Annotated in this window: 17 protein-coding genes; all 17 read left to right on the plus strand. The window is 45.9% G+C overall.

The window, feature by feature from the left end; genetic code table 11:
• Nucleotides 1-6: 6 nt before the first annotated feature.
• The 17 genes from clpP to V6984_RS05990 all read left to right on the plus strand — a co-directional run bounded on the left by clpP (nt 7) and on the right by V6984_RS05990 (nt 17292).
• Nucleotides 7-606, plus strand: a complete 600-nt coding sequence (clpP, locus tag V6984_RS05910) for an ATP-dependent Clp endopeptidase proteolytic subunit ClpP (RefSeq protein WP_342758853.1) — start codon at nt 7-9, stop codon at nt 604-606.
• A 26-nt stretch (nt 607-632) separates the two neighbouring features.
• Nucleotides 633-1886 carry an ATP-dependent Clp protease ATP-binding subunit ClpX gene (gene clpX, locus V6984_RS05915; protein WP_342758854.1) on the plus strand — a complete coding sequence of 418 codons (1254 nt, stop codon included), beginning with the start codon at nt 633-635 and terminating at the stop codon, nt 1884-1886.
• A gap of 89 nt (nt 1887-1975) precedes the next feature.
• Nucleotides 1976-4360, plus strand: a complete 2385-nt coding sequence (lon, locus tag V6984_RS05920) for an endopeptidase La (protein WP_425324251.1) — start codon at nt 1976-1978, stop codon at nt 4358-4360.
• Nucleotides 4357-4956, plus strand: a complete 600-nt coding sequence (gene yihA / locus V6984_RS05925; protein ID WP_342758856.1) for a ribosome biogenesis GTP-binding protein YihA/YsxC — start codon at nt 4357-4359, stop codon at nt 4954-4956. The genes lon and yihA overlap by 4 nt, the downstream gene beginning before the upstream one ends.
• A gap of 51 nt (nt 4957-5007) precedes the next feature.
• The gene (gene ytvI, locus V6984_RS05930) at nt 5008-6231 is read left to right on the plus strand and encodes a sporulation integral membrane protein YtvI (protein ID WP_342758857.1); all 1224 of its coding nucleotides are present in this window, start codon (nt 5008-5010) and stop codon (nt 6229-6231) included.
• Entirely contained in the window at nt 6228-7211 is a 984-nt protein-coding gene (locus V6984_RS05935) for a D-isomer specific 2-hydroxyacid dehydrogenase family protein (protein ID WP_342758858.1), read from the plus strand. The genes ytvI and V6984_RS05935 overlap by 4 nt, the downstream gene beginning before the upstream one ends.
• Entirely contained in the window at nt 7212-7952 is a 741-nt protein-coding gene (truA, locus tag V6984_RS05940) for a tRNA pseudouridine(38-40) synthase TruA (protein WP_342758859.1), read from the plus strand.
• On the plus strand, nt 7949-8452 hold the full coding sequence (locus V6984_RS05945) for a VanZ family protein (RefSeq protein WP_342758860.1): 504 nt from the start codon (nt 7949-7951) through the stop codon (nt 8450-8452). The genes truA and V6984_RS05945 overlap by 4 nt, the downstream gene beginning before the upstream one ends.
• Before the next feature lie 266 nt (nt 8453-8718).
• Nucleotides 8719-9282, plus strand: a complete 564-nt coding sequence (locus V6984_RS05950) for an RNA polymerase sigma factor (protein WP_342758861.1) — start codon at nt 8719-8721, stop codon at nt 9280-9282.
• On the plus strand, nt 9275-10354 hold the full coding sequence (locus V6984_RS05955; protein WP_342758862.1) for a hypothetical protein: 1080 nt from the start codon (nt 9275-9277) through the stop codon (nt 10352-10354). The genes V6984_RS05950 and V6984_RS05955 overlap by 8 nt, the downstream gene beginning before the upstream one ends.
• A gap of 25 nt (nt 10355-10379) precedes the next feature.
• Nucleotides 10380-11066, plus strand: coding sequence for a response regulator transcription factor (locus tag V6984_RS05960; RefSeq protein WP_342758863.1), 687 nt, complete (start codon nt 10380-10382; stop codon nt 11064-11066).
• A 150-nt stretch (nt 11067-11216) separates the two neighbouring features.
• Entirely contained in the window at nt 11217-12098 is an 882-nt protein-coding gene (locus V6984_RS05965; protein ID WP_342758864.1) for an aldose 1-epimerase family protein, read from the plus strand.
• A 2-nt stretch (nt 12099-12100) separates the two neighbouring features.
• Nucleotides 12101-13183: a hypothetical protein gene (locus V6984_RS05970; protein WP_342758865.1), complete on the plus strand. Its 1083-nt coding sequence runs from the start codon at nt 12101-12103 to the stop codon at nt 13181-13183.
• Between the two features lie 141 nt (nt 13184-13324).
• Complete coding sequence (locus V6984_RS05975) at nt 13325-14221, plus strand: hypothetical protein (protein ID WP_342758866.1); 897 nt, start codon at nt 13325-13327, stop codon at nt 14219-14221.
• Nucleotides 14222-14319: 98 nt separating this feature from the next.
• Nucleotides 14320-15132: a ParA family protein gene (locus tag V6984_RS05980; RefSeq protein WP_342758867.1), complete on the plus strand. Its 813-nt coding sequence runs from the start codon at nt 14320-14322 to the stop codon at nt 15130-15132.
• A 3-nt stretch (nt 15133-15135) separates the two neighbouring features.
• The gene (locus V6984_RS05985; RefSeq protein WP_342758868.1) at nt 15136-16152 is read left to right on the plus strand and encodes a ParB N-terminal domain-containing protein; all 1017 of its coding nucleotides are present in this window, start codon (nt 15136-15138) and stop codon (nt 16150-16152) included.
• Between the two features lie 762 nt (nt 16153-16914).
• A complete protein-coding gene (locus V6984_RS05990; protein WP_342758869.1) occupies nt 16915-17292 on the plus strand; it encodes a TnpV protein in 378 nt (125 codons plus the stop codon).
• Nucleotides 17293-17406: the final 114 nt, after the last annotated feature.

Consider the following 17406-nt stretch of genomic DNA (forward strand, 5'->3'; position numbering starts at 1 on the left):
ATTAAAATGAGTTTAGTGCCTTATGTCATTGAACAAACGAGCAGGGGCGAAAGATCCTACGATATTTATTCAAGACTTTTAAAAGACAGAATTATTTTTTTAGGTGAGGAAGTGAATGATACTTCCGCCAGTATAGTCGTTGCGCAGTTGTTATTTTTGGAATCTGAGGATCCTGAAAAAGACATACATTTGTATATTAACAGCCCGGGCGGCTCCATTACCGCAGGTATGGCGATTTACGATACGATGAATTATATTAAATGCGATGTGTCTACCGTTTGTGTGGGCATGGCAGCCAGCATGGGAGCATTTCTCCTTGCAGGCGGAGCGAAAGGCAAGAGGATGGCTCTTCCCAACGCTGAGATTATGATTCATCAGCCGTTAGGCGGTGCGCAGGGTCAGGCGACGGAGATTGAGATCACCGCAAAGCATATCCTCGCAACGAAAGAGAAGATGGCGAAGCTTTTGGCGCAGAACACAGGCCAGGATTACGAGGTTGTTTTGGCTGATACCGAAAGAGATAACTGGAAGACGGCAGAGGAAGCCAAGGTATACGGCTTGATCGATAAGATTATCGAGAACCATGCCAGTTTAGAAAATAATTAATAAGCTATAAAAGCAGGGAGTTAACAATGGCAGGAAAGAATTCCGACGATATCAAATGTTCTTTCTGTAATAAGTCGCAGGATCAGGTCAAAAAGCTGATCGCAGGCCCCGCAGGCGTTTATATTTGCGATGAATGCGTGGAGATTTGCGCGGATATTATTGAAGAAGAATATGAAGAAGAACCGGTAGACGAAGAAATGGACATCAATTTGCTGAAGCCGGTAGAAATCAAAGAGTTTCTGGACGATTACGTTATCGGACAGGAAGAAGCAAAGAAGGTTCTTGCCGTCTCCGTATATAATCATTATAAAAGAGTAACAGCTCCCAGAGATAATGATGATGTGGAGCTTCAGAAGAGCAATATTATCATGATAGGGCCTACCGGCTCAGGCAAGACTTTTCTGGCGCAGACTTTAGCTAAGATTATCAACGTGCCGTTTGCAATTGCAGATGCCACCACGCTCACCGAGGCGGGCTATGTGGGTGAAGATGTTGAGAATATACTTTTGAAGTTAATACAATCGGCTGACTATGATGTAGAACGCGCACAGTATGGTATTGTATATATTGATGAAATCGATAAGATTACGAAAAAAAGCGAGAACGTTTCTATTACGAGAGACGTATCCGGGGAGGGTGTGCAGCAGGCGCTTCTTAAGATTGTAGAAGGTACCGTTGCCAGTGTGCCTCCTCAAGGGGGAAGAAAGCATCCTCATCAGGAGCTTATTCAAGTAGATACCACCAATATTCTGTTCATTTGCGGCGGAGCATTTGACGGACTCGAGAAGATCGTGGAGTCCCGCCTGGACCGCAGTGCAATTGGCTTTAATGCGGAAATTACGGCTAAGGGCACGAAGGATATAGGAGCGCTGTTAAAGGAAGTGACTCCGCAGGATTTGGTGAAATTCGGACTGATCCCGGAATTCGTAGGGCGCGTTCCTATCAATGTATCCTTGCAGGGATTGGATAGAGAAGCTCTCGTTCGTATTTTAAAAGAGCCCAAGAGCGCTCTCATCAAGCAGTACCAAAAGCTGTTTGGTTTTGACAGCGTAAAACTCACCTTTGAGCAGGATGCCATCGAAGCGATTGCAGATAAGGCATTCGAGAGAAAGACTGGGGCGAGGGGGCTGCGTTCCATTATGGAAAACGTTATGATGGATGTTATGTACCGGATACCCTCCGATGATACGATTGTAGAATGTGTCGTAACAAAGGGTGCCGTGGACGGAACGAGCGAACCGCTAATTATTCACAGGGAAGCGATGCGTCCGGCTAAATAATATCTGATTATGCTATTTTAACGCCGCCTTGATAAGGCGGCGTTTTGTTTAAAGTTTAAATAAACACCCAAATAAAAGATACGGGAATGATGAAAAGAATGAATAAAGAACAGATAATGCAAAATGTTTTGAACATAGAAGAAAAGCTGCCGTCAGTGGCGCTTCGGGGGATGACCATTCTGCCCGGAGCGATCATTCATTTCGACCTTAGCCGGAAGAAATCCATACTGGCAGTGGAGGAAGCGATGACGGAGGACCAGAGGATATTCCTCGTCACGCAGAAGGACATGCAGGCGGAAGACCCCGGATTCGATCACGTATATCCGGTAGGAACGATAGCCCTCGTCAAGCAGATTATAAAAGTGCCTAATAATATCGTCAGAGTGATGGTGGAAGGTATATCCAGAGGAAGTCTTTTATCCTTTTCGGACAAGGAAGATTATCTGGAGGGCATAATAAAAGCATTAGAAGAGCCTGCAGAGCTTAGGGGAACGATACAGGAAGAGGCGATGATGCGCCAGATCAAGGATTTGTTCGAAGGATACGCTCTTTTTTATCCTAAGACGGGCGTTTCTTTAGAGCGGCATATCAGTGATATTACCAATTTGGGGCAGCTTTTGGACCAGCTTACAATCAATATGCCGCTTAGCTTCGACAAAAAGCAGGCGGTACTGTCGGCGGTGGATTTAGAGGAGCGCTTCGATACGCTCTCTTCCATACTGACCAATGAAACTGAAATAGCCAAGGTCCGGACGGAGCTGACGGAGCGGATAAAAGGACGGGTGGAAAAGAACCAGAAGGAATACCTGTTACGGGAACAAATGCAGTTTATTAAAGAAGAGCTTGGAGAGGGCAATTCTTTTTCCGATGCGAGTCAGTTCGAGGAGGAATTAGAAAAGCTGAAGGCTGATAAAGAGATAAAGGATAAGATTCGAAAAGAAATATCGAGATTCAAAAGCCTTTCGCAGAACAGCTCGGAAAGCTCCGTTGAACGGGGATATATTGAAACGCTGCTGGACCTTCCATGGGAGAAGAAGTCCAAGGATAACACGGACTTAACCAAGGCTGAGGAGATACTAAAGAGAGATCATTACGGCCTTGAGCAGGTAAAAGAAAGGATTCTGGAATCCCTTGCGGTGCGCTGCCTTACGAAGCAGGGACAGACACCTATCATCTGTCTGGTAGGACCTCCGGGTACCGGTAAGACCTCCATCGCGAAAAGTGTGGCGGAGGCCATGAATAAAAAGTACGTACGCATTTCGCTTGGCGGTGTCAGAGACGAGGCGGAAATCAGAGGACACAGAAGAACCTATGTGGGAGCAATGCCGGGCCGTATCATCGCGGGGCTGCGGCAGGCCGGAGTGAAGAATCCACTGATGCTTTTAGATGAAATCGATAAGGTGAGCAGCGATTATAAGGGCGATACGTCTTCTGCGCTGTTAGAGGTGCTGGATGCGGAGCAGAATAATAAGTTCCGCGATCATTATGTAGAGATTCCTGTGGATTTATCGGAGGTACTGTTCATTGCCACGGCTAATTCCATGGCGCAGATTCCCAGACCTCTTTTGGACCGTATGGAAGTCATCGAGGTGACCAGTTATACTGCCAACGAGAAATTCCATATTGCCAAGGAGCATCTGACAGCAAAACAGCTTGAGAAGAACGGTCTGAAAAAGGACCAGCTAATGATAAGTGACAGTGCCTTAAAACGCATTATCGAAGGCTATACGAGAGAAGCGGGTGTCCGCGATCTGGAACGCAAGATAGGCAGTATATGCCAAAAAGCGGCCAGAGAGATTCTTCAGAAGAATAAGACCGGTATTAAGGTGACGGTGTCCAAGCTGGAGAAATATCTCGGGAAGGAAAAATATACACCGGATAAGGCAAATGATAAGGATGAGATAGGAATTGTGCGCGGTCTTGCATGGACTAGCGTAGGAGGGGAAACCTTACAGATAGAAGTCAATATGATGCCGGGGAAGGGAGAGGTGGACTTAACCGGTCAAATGGGCGATGTAATGAAGGAATCAGCCATTACCGGTATGAGTTACGTACGCTCTATCAGCAAGGAATATAAGATACCGCAGGATGTATTTAAAAAGAACGATTTTCATATCCATATTCCCGAGGGAGCTGTTCCTAAGGACGGACCAAGTGCGGGTATCACGATGGCCACCGCTATTCTCTCGGCGATTACCAATGTACCGGTAAAGGCACAGGTGGCTATGACCGGTGAAATTACCTTAAGGGGGCGCGTACTTCCCATCGGAGGCCTTAAGGAGAAGATTCTGGCTGCAAAGACGGCGGGCATCAAGACGGTGCTTGTGCCGAAGAAGAACGAAAAGGATGTGGAAGAAATCGCATCAGAAATCAAGTCGGGACTTTCCATACATTTTGTGGAGAATATGGGAGAGGTTCTTTCATACGCTCTGGTAAATTCTGATAGCGATACAGAGAAAGGAAAGAAGGAATGATAATAAAAAACGTCGGTTTGGAAACCGTCTGCGGCATTACCAGTAAGCTGCCGGACAATCCTCACATGGAGGTGGCTTTTGCCGGTAAGAGCAACGTAGGGAAATCTTCATTGATCAACGGCCTTATGAACAGAAAGTCGTTAGCGAGAACGAGCGCACAGCCGGGAAAGACTCAGACTATTAATTTTTATAATATTAACGATGAGTTATACTTCGTGGATTTACCCGGTTATGGTTATGCCAAAGCGAACGAAGAGGTGAAGGCGCAGTGGGGAAAGATGATAGAGAATTACCTGAAAAAGAGCAGAATGCTGCGGGCAGTCTTTCTCTTGATCGATATTCGGCATGAACCGTCGCAAAACGACAGGATAATGTATGACTGGATATTAAATCAGGGATACAAACCGATTATTATCGCGACAAAATTAGATAAAATAAATAGAAGTCAGATACAAAAACATGTTAAAATGATAAAGGAAGGGCTTCAGTCTGATAAGGATACCATAGTCATACCTTATTCTGCGCTGACGAAGCAGGGAAGAGAAGAGATTTATGAATTGTTGGACGGCTTTCTGAATGCAGAGCATTTGGAATGAAGCGAAGCAAAAAGGCATAGGTAAAAGCCCATCGGCAAGAGAGGTGTTCATATGAAACCGTCAACGAAGACATATTTAAAGGTACTTATGAATCTGGGAATAGCAGTGATAACTGCACTGTTACTCATAGTGCTGGTACCAAAAGTGCTCGTATTTTTCATGCCGTTTGTAGTCGGGTGGATCATCGCCATGATTGCAAACCCAATCGTCCGCTTTTTCGAGGAAAAGCTTAAAATAAAGAGGAAGGCTGGGACGGCGTTCGTCATTATATCAGTTATAGCCCTTGTCATTTTAGCAGGTTATATTATAGGAGCCAAAATCACCGAGGAAACCATCGGTTTGGTAAATGCGCTGCCCGAAATATGGGAGGATATTGAGAACGACTTTAAAGCGAACAGCAAGAATCTGGATATTTTTTACAGCAGGCTTCCCGAGGAAATCCGTACTGCAATAGAAAATATCAGCGAGGAGATGGATGGTTATGTAGGTAATTTGGTGAGCCAGGCGGGAACGCCCACCATAGAAGCCCTCGGAAATTTTGCAAGGCATTTGCCTACGGCGATCATCGGTGTGATCATGTGCCTTTTATCCGCGTACTTTTTCGTGGCGGAAAGGGAATTCCTTTCAGCACAAATGAGAAAACATATGCCCGAGGCCGTGAGATACCGCTATTATATGATGTCACGCAGCTTCAAGCGTGCAGTGGGAGGATATTTCAAGGCGCAGTTCAAAATCGAGATATGGATGTACATGCTTTTAGTCATCGGGTTTTGGATATTGAAGGTGGATTATGTGCTGCTGATCGCACTTGGTATTGCACTGCTGGACTTTTTTCCGATCTTCGGAACGGGAACAGTGCTCATACCATGGGCTGTTATCAAGATGCTGGGCGCGGACTATAAAATGGCCGTAGGCCTTCTCATCATCTGGTGCGTCGGACAGCTCGCAAGACAGATCATACAGCCTAAGATTGTAGGAGATTCCATTGGGATCGCGCCCCTTCCCACCTTGTTTTTGCTGTTCATAGGATATAAGGTAGGCGGCGTGCTGGGAATGATCATTGCGGTGCCTGTAGGTATTATTTTAATTAATATGTATGAGGAGGGCGTGTTCGACACAACGTTTAACAGTCTGAAGATACTGATGGCGAGCATTAATAATTTCCGGAGGCTGGAAGATGGGGATATGTCTTCGGTGAAGAAATATGAGGAAAGCCAGAGGGATAAGCTGAAGAAGCATGAAGAAACGGGCGGGGGAGAAAGTGATAAAAAATGAATGTGACGGTGTATAATTGCAGGGAATTCGATGAGGAAGAACTGTTTTTCCGATACGCGAAGAAATTAGGAATTGGGCTCACCTTGTGTCCGGATGCGCCGGATTTGGAGAATATTTCTCTGGCTAACGGAAGCGAATGCGTGAATATCATTACTTCCAAGATGACGGAGGAGCTTCTTGAGGGATTGAAGGAAAATGGAGTCTCTTATCTGACGACGAGAACCATAGGCTATGATCATATCGATATGGAAGCAGCAAAACGCCTTGGGATCAAAGTAGCCAACGCGCCCTATGGGCCTCATGGGGTGGCAGATTATACTGTTATGCTCATTCTTATGTCCATCCGCAAAATGAAGCGTATCCTGCAAAGGGGCAGCATACAGGACTTTTCTCTGGAAGGGATACAGGGAAGGGAACTGAAGGATTTGACCGTAGGAATTATTGGAACAGGAAGAATCGGCACGACGGTCATTCGCAGTTTGTCCGGCTTCGGCTGCAAAATGCTGGCCTATGATCTACATGAAAATGAGGAAGTGAAAAAAGATGTCGCTTACGTATCCCTGGAGGAGTTATGGGAGCAGGCGGACATCATCACTCTGCACGCTCCGCTGACAGAGGAAAACTATCATATGATAGGAAAAAGTACCATTAAGAAGATGAAAGACGGCGTAGTAATCATAAACACGGCCAGAGGAGGACTCATTGATACGGAGGCACTGATTTCCGGTATCGAGTCCGGCAAGATCGGCGCTGCCGGACTGGATGTTGTGGAGAACGAATTCGGCCTTTATTATTATGACAGAAAATCAGACGCCTTGGATAACAGGGAGCTTTCCGTGCTTCGGGGCTTTCCTAATGTTACGGTGACGCACCACATGGCTTTCTATACGGACGAATGCGTAGAAACGGTGGTCAGAGATTCCCTTATGGGCTGCAAGCTGTTCGTGGAAGGGAAAGAAAATCCGTGGGAGGTCGCATAATTGCGTAATATAAAAGTAATACTGCAATATGAAGGAAAGAGATACCAAGGCTGGCAAAGGCAGGAGGGCGGCGGCAATACCATTCAGGGCAGGCTTGAAGTCCTGCTTACCAAGATGTGCGGCAGGCCGGTAGAAGTGACCGGCTCGGGAAGGACCGACGCCGGAGTTCATGCACTGGGACAAACAGCCAATTTTCATATCGATACGGATATGACGCCGGAAGAAATCATGTGTTACATGAACGAGTATCTTCCTGAGGACATAGCGGTCATTCAGGCGCAGGAGGTTTCCCCTCGTTTTCACAGCAGACTGAATGCCACAGGCAAGACCTATTGTTATCGAGTGTTAAACAGCAGTGTGCCGCATATATTCGACAGAAGATATGTATATGAGGTACCGGAATCCCTGGATATGGAGGCCATGTGTCTGGCTGCGGAGATTCTGTGCGGAACACACGATTACAAAGCCTTTACATCAACGAAAAAGGGCAAGAAATCTACGGTACGTACCGTAGAAGCCATAACGATCACTAGAGTAGGAGAGGAGATCCGGTTTACCTTTAAAGGAAATGGTTTTTTGTATCATATGGTACGGATTATGATGGGAACCTTGCTTGAGGTAGGGATGCACAAAAGAGAAGCGGCACAGATCGAAAAGCTTTTTACGTCTGGAAGGCGGGAAGAAGCCGGTATGTTAGTGCCTGCCAAGGGACTTACACTGGTGGAGGTTCATTATTCGTGAGTAAATCCAAAGTTTGGAATCTCAGAAGCTGGGATTCCAAACATATTAAAATATTATTTTTTGCTTATATTGCAATCGTCATAAAAGTCATCATATTCAAATATCCGTGGGCAGATTTGATGTCGATTGCAGGAACATGGCGCAAGGGAATCGTTCTGGAAGGCTTGGACACTGCCAACTTTACCTTATTCAAAACCATAAGAATGTATATTGATTATTCATATATGCTAAATAGTTTTGAGAATCTGGTAGGAAATGTGGCCGTATTCATTCCCTTCGGATTTCTTCTTCCATATGTGAAGGAAAGCTGCACACATTTCCTGACGCTTCTTTTAAATGCGTTCATTTTTGTGCTCGGGATCGAGGTTTTTCAATTGTTCAGCGCTTTCGGCGCTTTCGATGTGGATGATATTCTGCTGAATTGCTTCGGGACCGCGCTTGGCTGGATCGCTTTCGTGAAGTGGGAGGCTATCCTGGGTAAATGGAAGGAAAATGTGTGAACTCATAAAACTGCATATTGCTTTGACAGAGAAAGTTGTGAAAATTTTGTGAACAATTGAAATTTTTGCAACTTTTTCTTGTTGAAAAGCGTCTAATTTATTAGAGATATTTATGATTTCGAAATCAAGAAAAAAATAAGAAAAAAATAATTTATTTTTTTGCAGTATTTTTGTTTTCTGTGGGATATTAATTATAGATGGATTACAAAAAAAGAAATCAAGACAACTCTAAAATAAATAGAAAGTATAGATGAGAGACCGTACATATGGACAAGAAAAAAGGGGATAAATTGTCTGTTTCGAAGGTGGCTGACACGGAAGCGTTACAGCTGAAAATAAACTTATACAGCGACATGCTGTATAAAATAGCATTTTTACAGCTTAGGAACAATCAGGACGCGGAGGATGTCGTACAGGAGACATTTTATCAGTTTATTAAAACGAATAAAGTATTCGAGTCGACGGAGCATGAAAAGGCATGGCTGATCAAGGTGACGCTGAATGGCTGCCGGAAAGTATGGCGTTCCGCATGGTACCGTCATACGGATGCTATGCCGGAAAAGGAATGCGCATTAGATAATGAAGAGGCTTCGGAAAGCCTTATGGAAAGGGATGCGCTGCAAAGAGAGCAGAACCGGGAAATAATGGAAGCGATAATAAAGCTTCCGAGAAAATACCGTGAAGTCATACATTTGTTTTATTTTCAGGAAATGAGTATAAAGGAAATATGTCTTGTTACGGAGAGAAAAGAATCCACTGTAACATCACAGCTCACAAGAGGCAGGGAACTGCTTAGGAAGAATCTCAGGGAGGAGTATCAGTATGGATGATTTTAAAAATGCTTATCAATCTGCCATGCAGGATATAAAAGAATTTCATATTGATGTTTCCAGCTGTATGGATGAGGGCAGACATAGGCGCCGCGTTGTGAAAAGGGCGCAAAAAGCAACTGCTACGGCATTTTCTGCTATGTGTGTGATCTTCGTATGTGGCTTCGGGTCGGTAAAGGCTGCAGAATATTTCCATAATGTCATACGGGTGAACGAATGGGGATTCGAATCCAGCGATGCTTTTACCATGTCCAAGGGAGAATCCGCTCAGAACAGAGCCTATGTGGTGGAGGAAGCGGTGGAAAATAAGGAAGAAAGTCCAATGCTGGTCTCGTCGTATGATGAAAGTGCGCCGGCGGGAGAAATAGCCGGTGAAGACGCTTCCTCTAAAATGCAAATCTTGGAGGATAAAGAGAATATCGAAATGGACAGCATATCGGGCAATTCTGTAACGGGTAATTCCTCCGCGGATAATTCAGGCCCGGCAATAGGGAATTCTGAAATAAGCAGCTCGGTAACGGGCAATTCCGTAAGCGGCGACAGCGGGATAAATGCTTCGCCGAAAGAAGCAAAGTCTGCGGCAGAAAACACGACTTCCGGGAGCGACGGCGCGAAGAATCAGTTTTGGGAAAATGGAGAGATTCCTGTATATCATTATGCTACATGGGAAGAATTTATAAAAAATGAAGATATTATTTTCCCTCAGCCGTCTGTAAGTATAGGAAAAAAAGCTGTTTCTACGGAGGTTACAGTCTGCGGGAGCTGGGCGATGGTCCGATACGAGGCGGATAATAAGGTGATGTGGATGGAAAGGACTGATTATGCGGACACCAAAAGCCACGAATCCTCAAAAGTATTTCCAGGAGGAGTGACCAATGAGAGAGAGTACACCACACCGGGAGCGTATACCTATACACTTGTGGATTCGGTAAAGGAAAATGACAGCGATAAATTGCAGATACATGCAGCGATTACCGTAGGAAGTTATGAGGTATACATTGACTTTCTGGGCTTTGCAGAAAGTGATGCAAAGAAGATTATGGACAATATAGACTTGAAACAGTATGAATAAGGGCCTTAAGAGAGGAGGAAGCCAAATGAAAAATGTATTGATTTACAATCAGACGACGACAAACATGGAGGTTCTCAAGATTTTCCTGGCACAGGAGGGGTATCAGGTGATTGTTATGAACGCCCTGCAGGATGTGGTGCAAAGACTGAAAAGCAACGACATTCATCTGGTGATCATGGACATCGATTTTCCTAAAAATGATGGGATAGAGAGATTGAAAAGCGTTAGGAATGCGGAAAGAATGCCGATTATCGTATTATCGGCTAATGATACGGAGCAGATGAAGATTGCGGCACTCAATGCAGGTGCGGACGATTATGTTCTGAATCCGTATCATCCGTTAGAATTTATGGCAAGGATTAACTCACAGTTCAGACGTTATACCCAACTTTCCAATATGTGCGACAATATCAACCGGATTTACAGGGTAGATGACCTCGTGATCGATGATGTAATAAGAAAAGTGACGGTTGCTGGCAGGGAAGTAAAGTTAACACCTATTGAATACAAGATCCTGCGCCTGCTCGTTCAGGATAGGGGAAGGGTATTTTCCATCGATCAGATATATGAGTCCATCTGGAATATGCAGGCCATCGGTGCAGATAACACCATTGCCGTACATATCAGGCATATCAGGGAGAAGATTGAGAGCAATCCGAAGGAGCCGCATTATTTGAAAGTGGTGTGGGGAACGGGATATAAGGTAGGTTAAAAGCTGTAAAGGCAATCCGCGTGAATAAAGCATATGGGTTGCCTTTTGTGTTCATCTGCCATGGAAGCTCCGGGATTGTAAAGCCAAGAATTTTAGACTATAATTGCATTAATAAAAGTATTATCAGGGAGTGGAAAAGGAGAAAAGAACATGGCAATTTTTGAAATCAGTAACGGGAGGCTGACGGTCTCCGTGGATTCCCGCGGAGCAGAACTGAAATCATTGAGAAAAGCGGAAAGCGGAAAGGAATACATGTGGTGCGCTGATGCCCGTTATTGGGGAAGGACTTCACCTACATTGTTTCCCCTTGTAGGAGGCTTGAAAAACGGCGAATACCGTTTTGACAATAAGATATATAAGATGGAAAAACATGGATTTGTGCGGGACGCGGAGTTTAAGCTGGTGTCCCATGAAGCCACGGAGGTGTGGTTTACACTCGAAGAGGATGAAGAGACGAAGAAGCAATTTCCTTTTTCTTTTCAACTGAAAATAGGCTACCGTTTGGAGGATACGACTCTGAGGGTGTTGTGGAGGGTAGATAACCCTTCTGCCGGACCTCTTTATTTTTCTATAGGAGGGCATCCTGCCTTTAATTGCCCGGTAAACAGAGGCGAAAAGAGAGAAGATTATTTTTTGAAATTCGATAAGCAGGATGAGATAAGCTGTACTGTGATCGGAGAGGATGGTCTGGTAAGCGATGGAAAGAGAAACTATAAGTTGCAGGACGGACTTTTACCTATTTCGGAGGAATTGTTCGAAAGGGATGCCATTATCATGGAGGACTATCAGATTCACAGCATAGCGCTCCTTACTCCTGACAAGAAGCCATATATTACTACGAGATTCGATTTGCCCGTCGTTGCCGTGTGGGCTCCGGCAGGTAAAAATGCACCCTTTGTTTGTATAGAGCCATGGAATGGAATCTGTGACCACACGGATTTTGCGGGAACCTTAGAGGAAAGAAAATGGGGAAACAAGGTGCAGCCGGGAATGAGCTTCGCTTCGGGATATGATATCACGGTGGAAGAATAAGAATGAAAGAAATAAATAAAAAGCTATGGATACCGGCAGCTATTGCCGTCACAGTGATGCTGGTGCCGGCTGTATTCGGGGTTGCGCATACATTCTCGGAGGATAAGGGGAAGATTTCTTTTTATTCAGCCAGAGGCTTTTCCAACATGTGCGCTTACGAGGGAATGGTGTACCGGGGCGTAAATGGTGTATATGGCGATAGCATTCCTCAGCAGAGCAGTATTTTTACGATTCAAGAGGATAAAATTTACTATGTGGAGAAGGTGCAGGAGGCTTATGAGAGCGTGACGGACGAGTTGCTTTCCATAAAGTGTTCCGACATGAACAGCAGTAATGTGAAGGTGCTGGCCGAGGATGTGTTTCTCGCGGGTATGGGGCATGAAAAGCTGATAGGGGATAAGCTGTTCTATGGCTATGAATACGATGACAGTTACCGGATGCGTTATGCCTATGTGGATTTGAACACGGGAGAACGAAAGGAAATAAAAACCGATCGTATCGACAATATATTGGGCTATGACGGAAGATATGTGTATTATAATGGCTATGATGGGGCGGAGGACGAGAATATACTGGGCCGCATCTATTTAAAAAGCGGCAAGGATGAGACATTGACAGTTTATCCGCAGGTGGATGAGGAAGGATATATCGACAGTGTTTCTTATTACGAGGGTAAGCTTTATTGTCTGACTCTTGTGACGAAACCGGAGGGTTATGATTACCGTACTTATGAATATCAGATGCAGGTACGGAGCGGAGAAAGCGGTAAGGTGGAGAGAGAACTGCCGATAAACTTTACGGGCTCTGCCAACTATTCTTTTCTCATCGAGGAGGGGAAGTTATATGCTTCTCTCGCCGGCAAAATTATTATGCTCCCTGCTGACGGAAGCGGGGAAATGAAGACTATCGCAGTCATGAAGGCGGATGAATACTGGGGAATCCTTCATTTTATTCCGGGAGACGGATACCTTTATTATGAAGCGATCGCGCAGGTAAATGAGGAAACGCAAAATAACGATTATTTCTATCGCGTTCCTATAGATGGTGGCGAATCCGAGCTTTTGAATGAGTGGTTTATCATCTGAAAATACCATCGATTGACAAGGTCTTACACGGTAGTATCAGACTATTAACTTCAAAATATGACAATATATGCACTGACTTGATAAATTTGCGTATAATATAATTGAAGATAAAATAATGACGATACAATAAGGAGATAAAGCATGTCATTACCAAGGTTTCCAGAAATAAGTCCTCCAATTAGTAGAGAGGACGCCATCAACTTTATTTTGACCTCCATTGCTATGGAGGAGCTGGGATTAAGCCATATTATTAATGCTGAAGGTGAAAAAATTCAATATGCTTTGGGTACTTTGCCGGGTATAACGGGCCCAAATGCGAGTATCGATGAAATTTTAGAAGTAAATCAACATGTTCGAGAGGTATTAGATAGTACTTTTCAGAATCAGATAATTTTAAAGGCAAAAATGGAAAGAGCTCTTAATGCATCCTCTGGAGAAGGCCCGACCGGCCCGACCGGCCCTATAGGCCCGACCGGCCCTATAGGCCCGACCGGTCCTACAGGAGCAACCGGGGCGACAGGAGTAACGGGAGCAACAGGCCCTACAGGAGCAACAGGCCCTACGGGAGCAACAGGCGTAACGGGAGCGACAGGAGTAACCGGAGCAACGGGTCCTACGGGTGTAACCGGGGCAACAGGCCCTACAGGAGCAAGTGGAGTAACGGGAGCAACGGGTCCTACGGGAGCAACTGGTGCAGCCGGAGCAACGGGCCCTACGGGAGTAACGGGAGCAACAGGCCCTACGGGAGCAAGCGGAGTGACGGGAGCGACAGGCCCTACGGGAGCAAACGGAGTAACGGGAGCAACAGGTCCTACGGGAGCAACCGGAGCAGACGGTGCAGCCGGAGCAACAGGAGCAACGGGAGCGACAGGCCCTACGGGAGCGACAGGCCCTACGGGAGCGACAGGAGCAGACGGTGCAGCCGGAGCAACAGGCCCTACGGGAGCAACAGGAGCAACCGGGGCGACAGGTCCTACGGGAGCGACAGGAGCAGACGGAGCGGCCGGTGCCTCTGTTATAATTGGACTAAGTAAGTGAAAGCTGCTATATCAAAGGGTTTTCGCTAATCTTAGTCCAATTTTTTTACCCTATTTACCCATTACCCAAAATCTTTTACCCAAGAAAGGAGAGCGCCGATGGCGAAAATCATTGCAATTATCAACGAGAAAGGCGGAGTGGGCAAAACAGCCACGGCTACCACCCTTGCGTATCTCTTGTCCAAGAAAGGACACCGCACCGCCCTGCTTGACTTTGACGGTCAGGGGCATTCGAGCATCATCTTTGGTGTGAAGAACCCCAATAAATTGGAGGTGACAATCAACACCCTGTTACGCAAGCTGGTTGAGGACGAGCCTTTACCCGAACCCGAAAGCTATATCATCAAGACCGGGTGCGGTGTTGACCTGATCCCATCCAATACCCAGCTTTTCACCCTTGAACGCAATCTCTGCAATGTGGATTTCAGAGAGAGGATTTTGACCCAATATATTGATACCATCAAGGACAGCTATGAGTACATCATCATCGACTGTATGCCGCAAATGGGTACGCCGATGATTAACGTGATGATGTGTGCCGACAGCATTATCATCCCGACACAGGCGGAGCTTTTGTCCGCCCAAGGTCTTGCGGAATTGCTAAAGCACCATCAGGCCATTCAGAGGAACAGTAACCACCGCCTGCGTATCGAGGGCATTTTGATTACCATGGATTCTCCCAACACGATACTTTCCGCACAGGTAAACGACCTGATACAACGTGGCTTTGCGGACAAGGTTCCTATTTTCAAGACCCATATTCCAAGGTCCATCAAGGTTGCGGAAGCCGTGCTTCACCATCAGACCATTTGTGAATTTCTGCCGGGAAACCCTGCGGCAATCGCCTATGGGCAATTTGCGGACGAACTGCTTTCGGGTGGACACGGTAAAATTGCGGAAAGGAGCATTTAACCTATGGCGATACCAAAACCCAAGGCGCCCTTAATTGATTTTGATGAAATGCTGGGTATAGAAACCCAGCACGATACCGCCCCTGCTCCTGTGCAGGGCGGTATCGTGGATATGGATTTCAGTTTGATGGAGTCCTTTCCAAATCACAGGTTCAAACTCTATGAGGGACAGCAGCTCACAGATATGGTGGACAGTATCCGCCAGTTTGGAATTCTGCTCCCCATTATCCTGTGGTACACTGAGGATGGGAAATATATCATTCTCAGCGGACACAATCGTAAAAACGCCGCCCAGCTTGCTGGGTTTACAAAAGGTCCTGTCATCATCAGGGAAAATCTGACCTATGAAGATGCCGTCCTGATAGTAACGGAAACCAATCTGCGCCAGCGTTCCTTTGGAGATATGAGCTATTCTGAACGTGCCTATTGTCTTGCCCAGCACTATGCGGCACTGAAATCACAGGGCAAGAGAAATGACCTTTTGGCAGAGATTGAAATGCTCTTGAACCCGCATGATACCGAGGAAAATTCAACTTCGTCTGAGGTTCAGACGAAGTTGAGATCAGATGAAAAACTCGGACAAAATTATGGCCTTTCACGGGATAAGGTGGCAAAATACATCCGCATTTCAAACCTTATTGAACCTCTCATTTTCCGTGTTGATAGTGGTGAGATTGCCTTTCTTGCCGCTTATGACCTCTCTTTTGTAGAGGACGAGGCACAACAGCAGAGAATTGCCGACCTCATGGAGTCCGATAACTATAAGGTAGATACGAAAAAGGCGGAGTTGTTCCACGGCTACTACAAGGCTGGAAAGCTAACTGACACCGCCATTATGCAAATCCTTTCAGGGGAAAAAAACCGAAAACCCAAAAGCAACAAGCCACAGCCAGTCAAAATCAAGCCTGCGGTCATCTCCAAATATTTTACCGCACAGCAGACCCAAAAGGAAATTGAGGAAGTCATTGATAAGGCTTTGGCACTGTACTTTGAAAATCAAGAATCGGAGGTGACAGCTTGAGTAAGGCGACCCTACTTGCCGATCTATATAAAAAGTCGGTACAGGAATACACGAAAAACCCTGTGGAGTGGAAAGGTCTGCTGTCCTGTGTGGCGAGGTATTACAAGCGTTCCTTTGATAATGCGGTACTCGTTTACGCACAGCGGCCTGATGCAACCCAGCTTGCCACCTTTGACGAATGGCATGACAAGCGAATTGACCGTAATATCAATGCAGGAGCAAAAGGCATTGCGGTCATCGACATGACAAACCCCACAGCAAGTTTGAAGTATCTGTTTGATTTCATGGACACCAACGGCAGTGAGCAGAGTTTCAAAAAGGTTATGAGCTACCTTTGGGAGTTGGAGGATCAGTACAAACCCAGCGTAATGGCGAGGTTTCACGAGAAGTATATCACTCCAACCTCCAGTATCGAAATGTGCCTGTATAAGATGGTACAGCAACGGGTCCGTCAGGTTTTACCGCAGTATATGGGAAACTTTAAGGTGCGTGACGAGAGCAGCGTACTTTATGACGCTCCTATTGAGGCAGTAAAAGCGGAGTTTATGGAGCTTGTCACCGACAGCGTGGCCTATACCGTGTTTTGCAAATGTGGGCTTTCTACCGAGATGTTTGACGAACACACCTTTGAGAACATCAGCCACTTTAACAGCTTGGAGCTATTTATGACCATGGGAAACTGCACCGTTTCCCTTGCAAGACCCATCCTGAGAGAAATTCATCAGGAAATCCAACAAATTAAAATCGAAAGGAGCCAAATTTATGAGAACCGAACCGTTAATGAAATTCAATTACCGGAAGGGCGAGGACAGTCTGCTCTACCCCGAACTGCAAATCTCGGAGAACGAGAAAACCGACCAGATGCCGGTGGGCAGATTCGGGAACCTGTGGAAGAACTTCATGCTGGAGAACCACCCGCACCGCCTGTCGGAGCTGGTAGCACAGGGCAAAATCAACGAGATGATTTTGAAAGTGGACGAGGAAGCCGAGAGCCGCAAGGAGCGGCTGATACAGGAGCTTCTGACCGCCCAACTGATGCCGGACACCGAAGACACGATGGAGAGAGCCGCCCACATGGGCATGATAACCGACACAGCGGAGGAAATCATGATCAGCGAATTGGTACTGCAACCCCGATAACACAAAGAACAGAGCCGCCTACAGATGGTAAACAACCGTCTGTAGGCGGCTTTTTCGTTGTACCACCCAAAACAGTACAGGAAATCTCCTCTGCGGAGGAAAAAGCGGCAGAGC

Source organism: Kineothrix sp. IPX-CK, assembly GCF_039134705.1.
GTDB lineage: Bacteria > Bacillota > Clostridia > Lachnospirales > Lachnospiraceae > Kineothrix > Kineothrix sedimenti.

Coding starts and splice junctions, on each gene's coding strand:
- V6984_RS05990 (WP_342758869.1), top strand. CDS start 16,915: ATGAGAACCGAACCGTTAATGAAATTCAATTACCGGAAGGGCGAGGAC.
- V6984_RS05955 (WP_342758862.1), top strand. CDS start 9,275: ATGGATGATTTTAAAAATGCTTATCAATCTGCCATGCAGGATATAAAA.
- V6984_RS05985 (WP_342758868.1), top strand. CDS start 15,136: ATGGCGATACCAAAACCCAAGGCGCCCTTAATTGATTTTGATGAAATG.
- yihA (WP_342758856.1), top strand. CDS start 4,357: ATGATAATAAAAAACGTCGGTTTGGAAACCGTCTGCGGCATTACCAGT.
- ytvI (WP_342758857.1), top strand. CDS start 5,008: ATGAAACCGTCAACGAAGACATATTTAAAGGTACTTATGAATCTGGGA.
- V6984_RS05980 (WP_342758867.1), top strand. CDS start 14,320: ATGGCGAAAATCATTGCAATTATCAACGAGAAAGGCGGAGTGGGCAAA.
- V6984_RS05965 (WP_342758864.1), top strand. CDS start 11,217: ATGGCAATTTTTGAAATCAGTAACGGGAGGCTGACGGTCTCCGTGGAT.
- V6984_RS05950 (WP_342758861.1), top strand. CDS start 8,719: ATGGACAAGAAAAAAGGGGATAAATTGTCTGTTTCGAAGGTGGCTGAC.
- clpX (WP_342758854.1), top strand. CDS start 633: ATGGCAGGAAAGAATTCCGACGATATCAAATGTTCTTTCTGTAATAAG.
- clpP (WP_342758853.1), top strand. CDS start 7: ATGAGTTTAGTGCCTTATGTCATTGAACAAACGAGCAGGGGCGAAAGA.
- V6984_RS05975 (WP_342758866.1), top strand. CDS start 13,325: ATGTCATTACCAAGGTTTCCAGAAATAAGTCCTCCAATTAGTAGAGAG.
- V6984_RS05935 (WP_342758858.1), top strand. CDS start 6,228: ATGAATGTGACGGTGTATAATTGCAGGGAATTCGATGAGGAAGAACTG.
- V6984_RS05970 (WP_342758865.1), top strand. CDS start 12,101: ATGAAAGAAATAAATAAAAAGCTATGGATACCGGCAGCTATTGCCGTC.
- lon (WP_425324251.1), top strand. CDS start 1,976: ATGAAAAGAATGAATAAAGAACAGATAATGCAAAATGTTTTGAACATA.
- V6984_RS05960 (WP_342758863.1), top strand. CDS start 10,380: ATGAAAAATGTATTGATTTACAATCAGACGACGACAAACATGGAGGTT.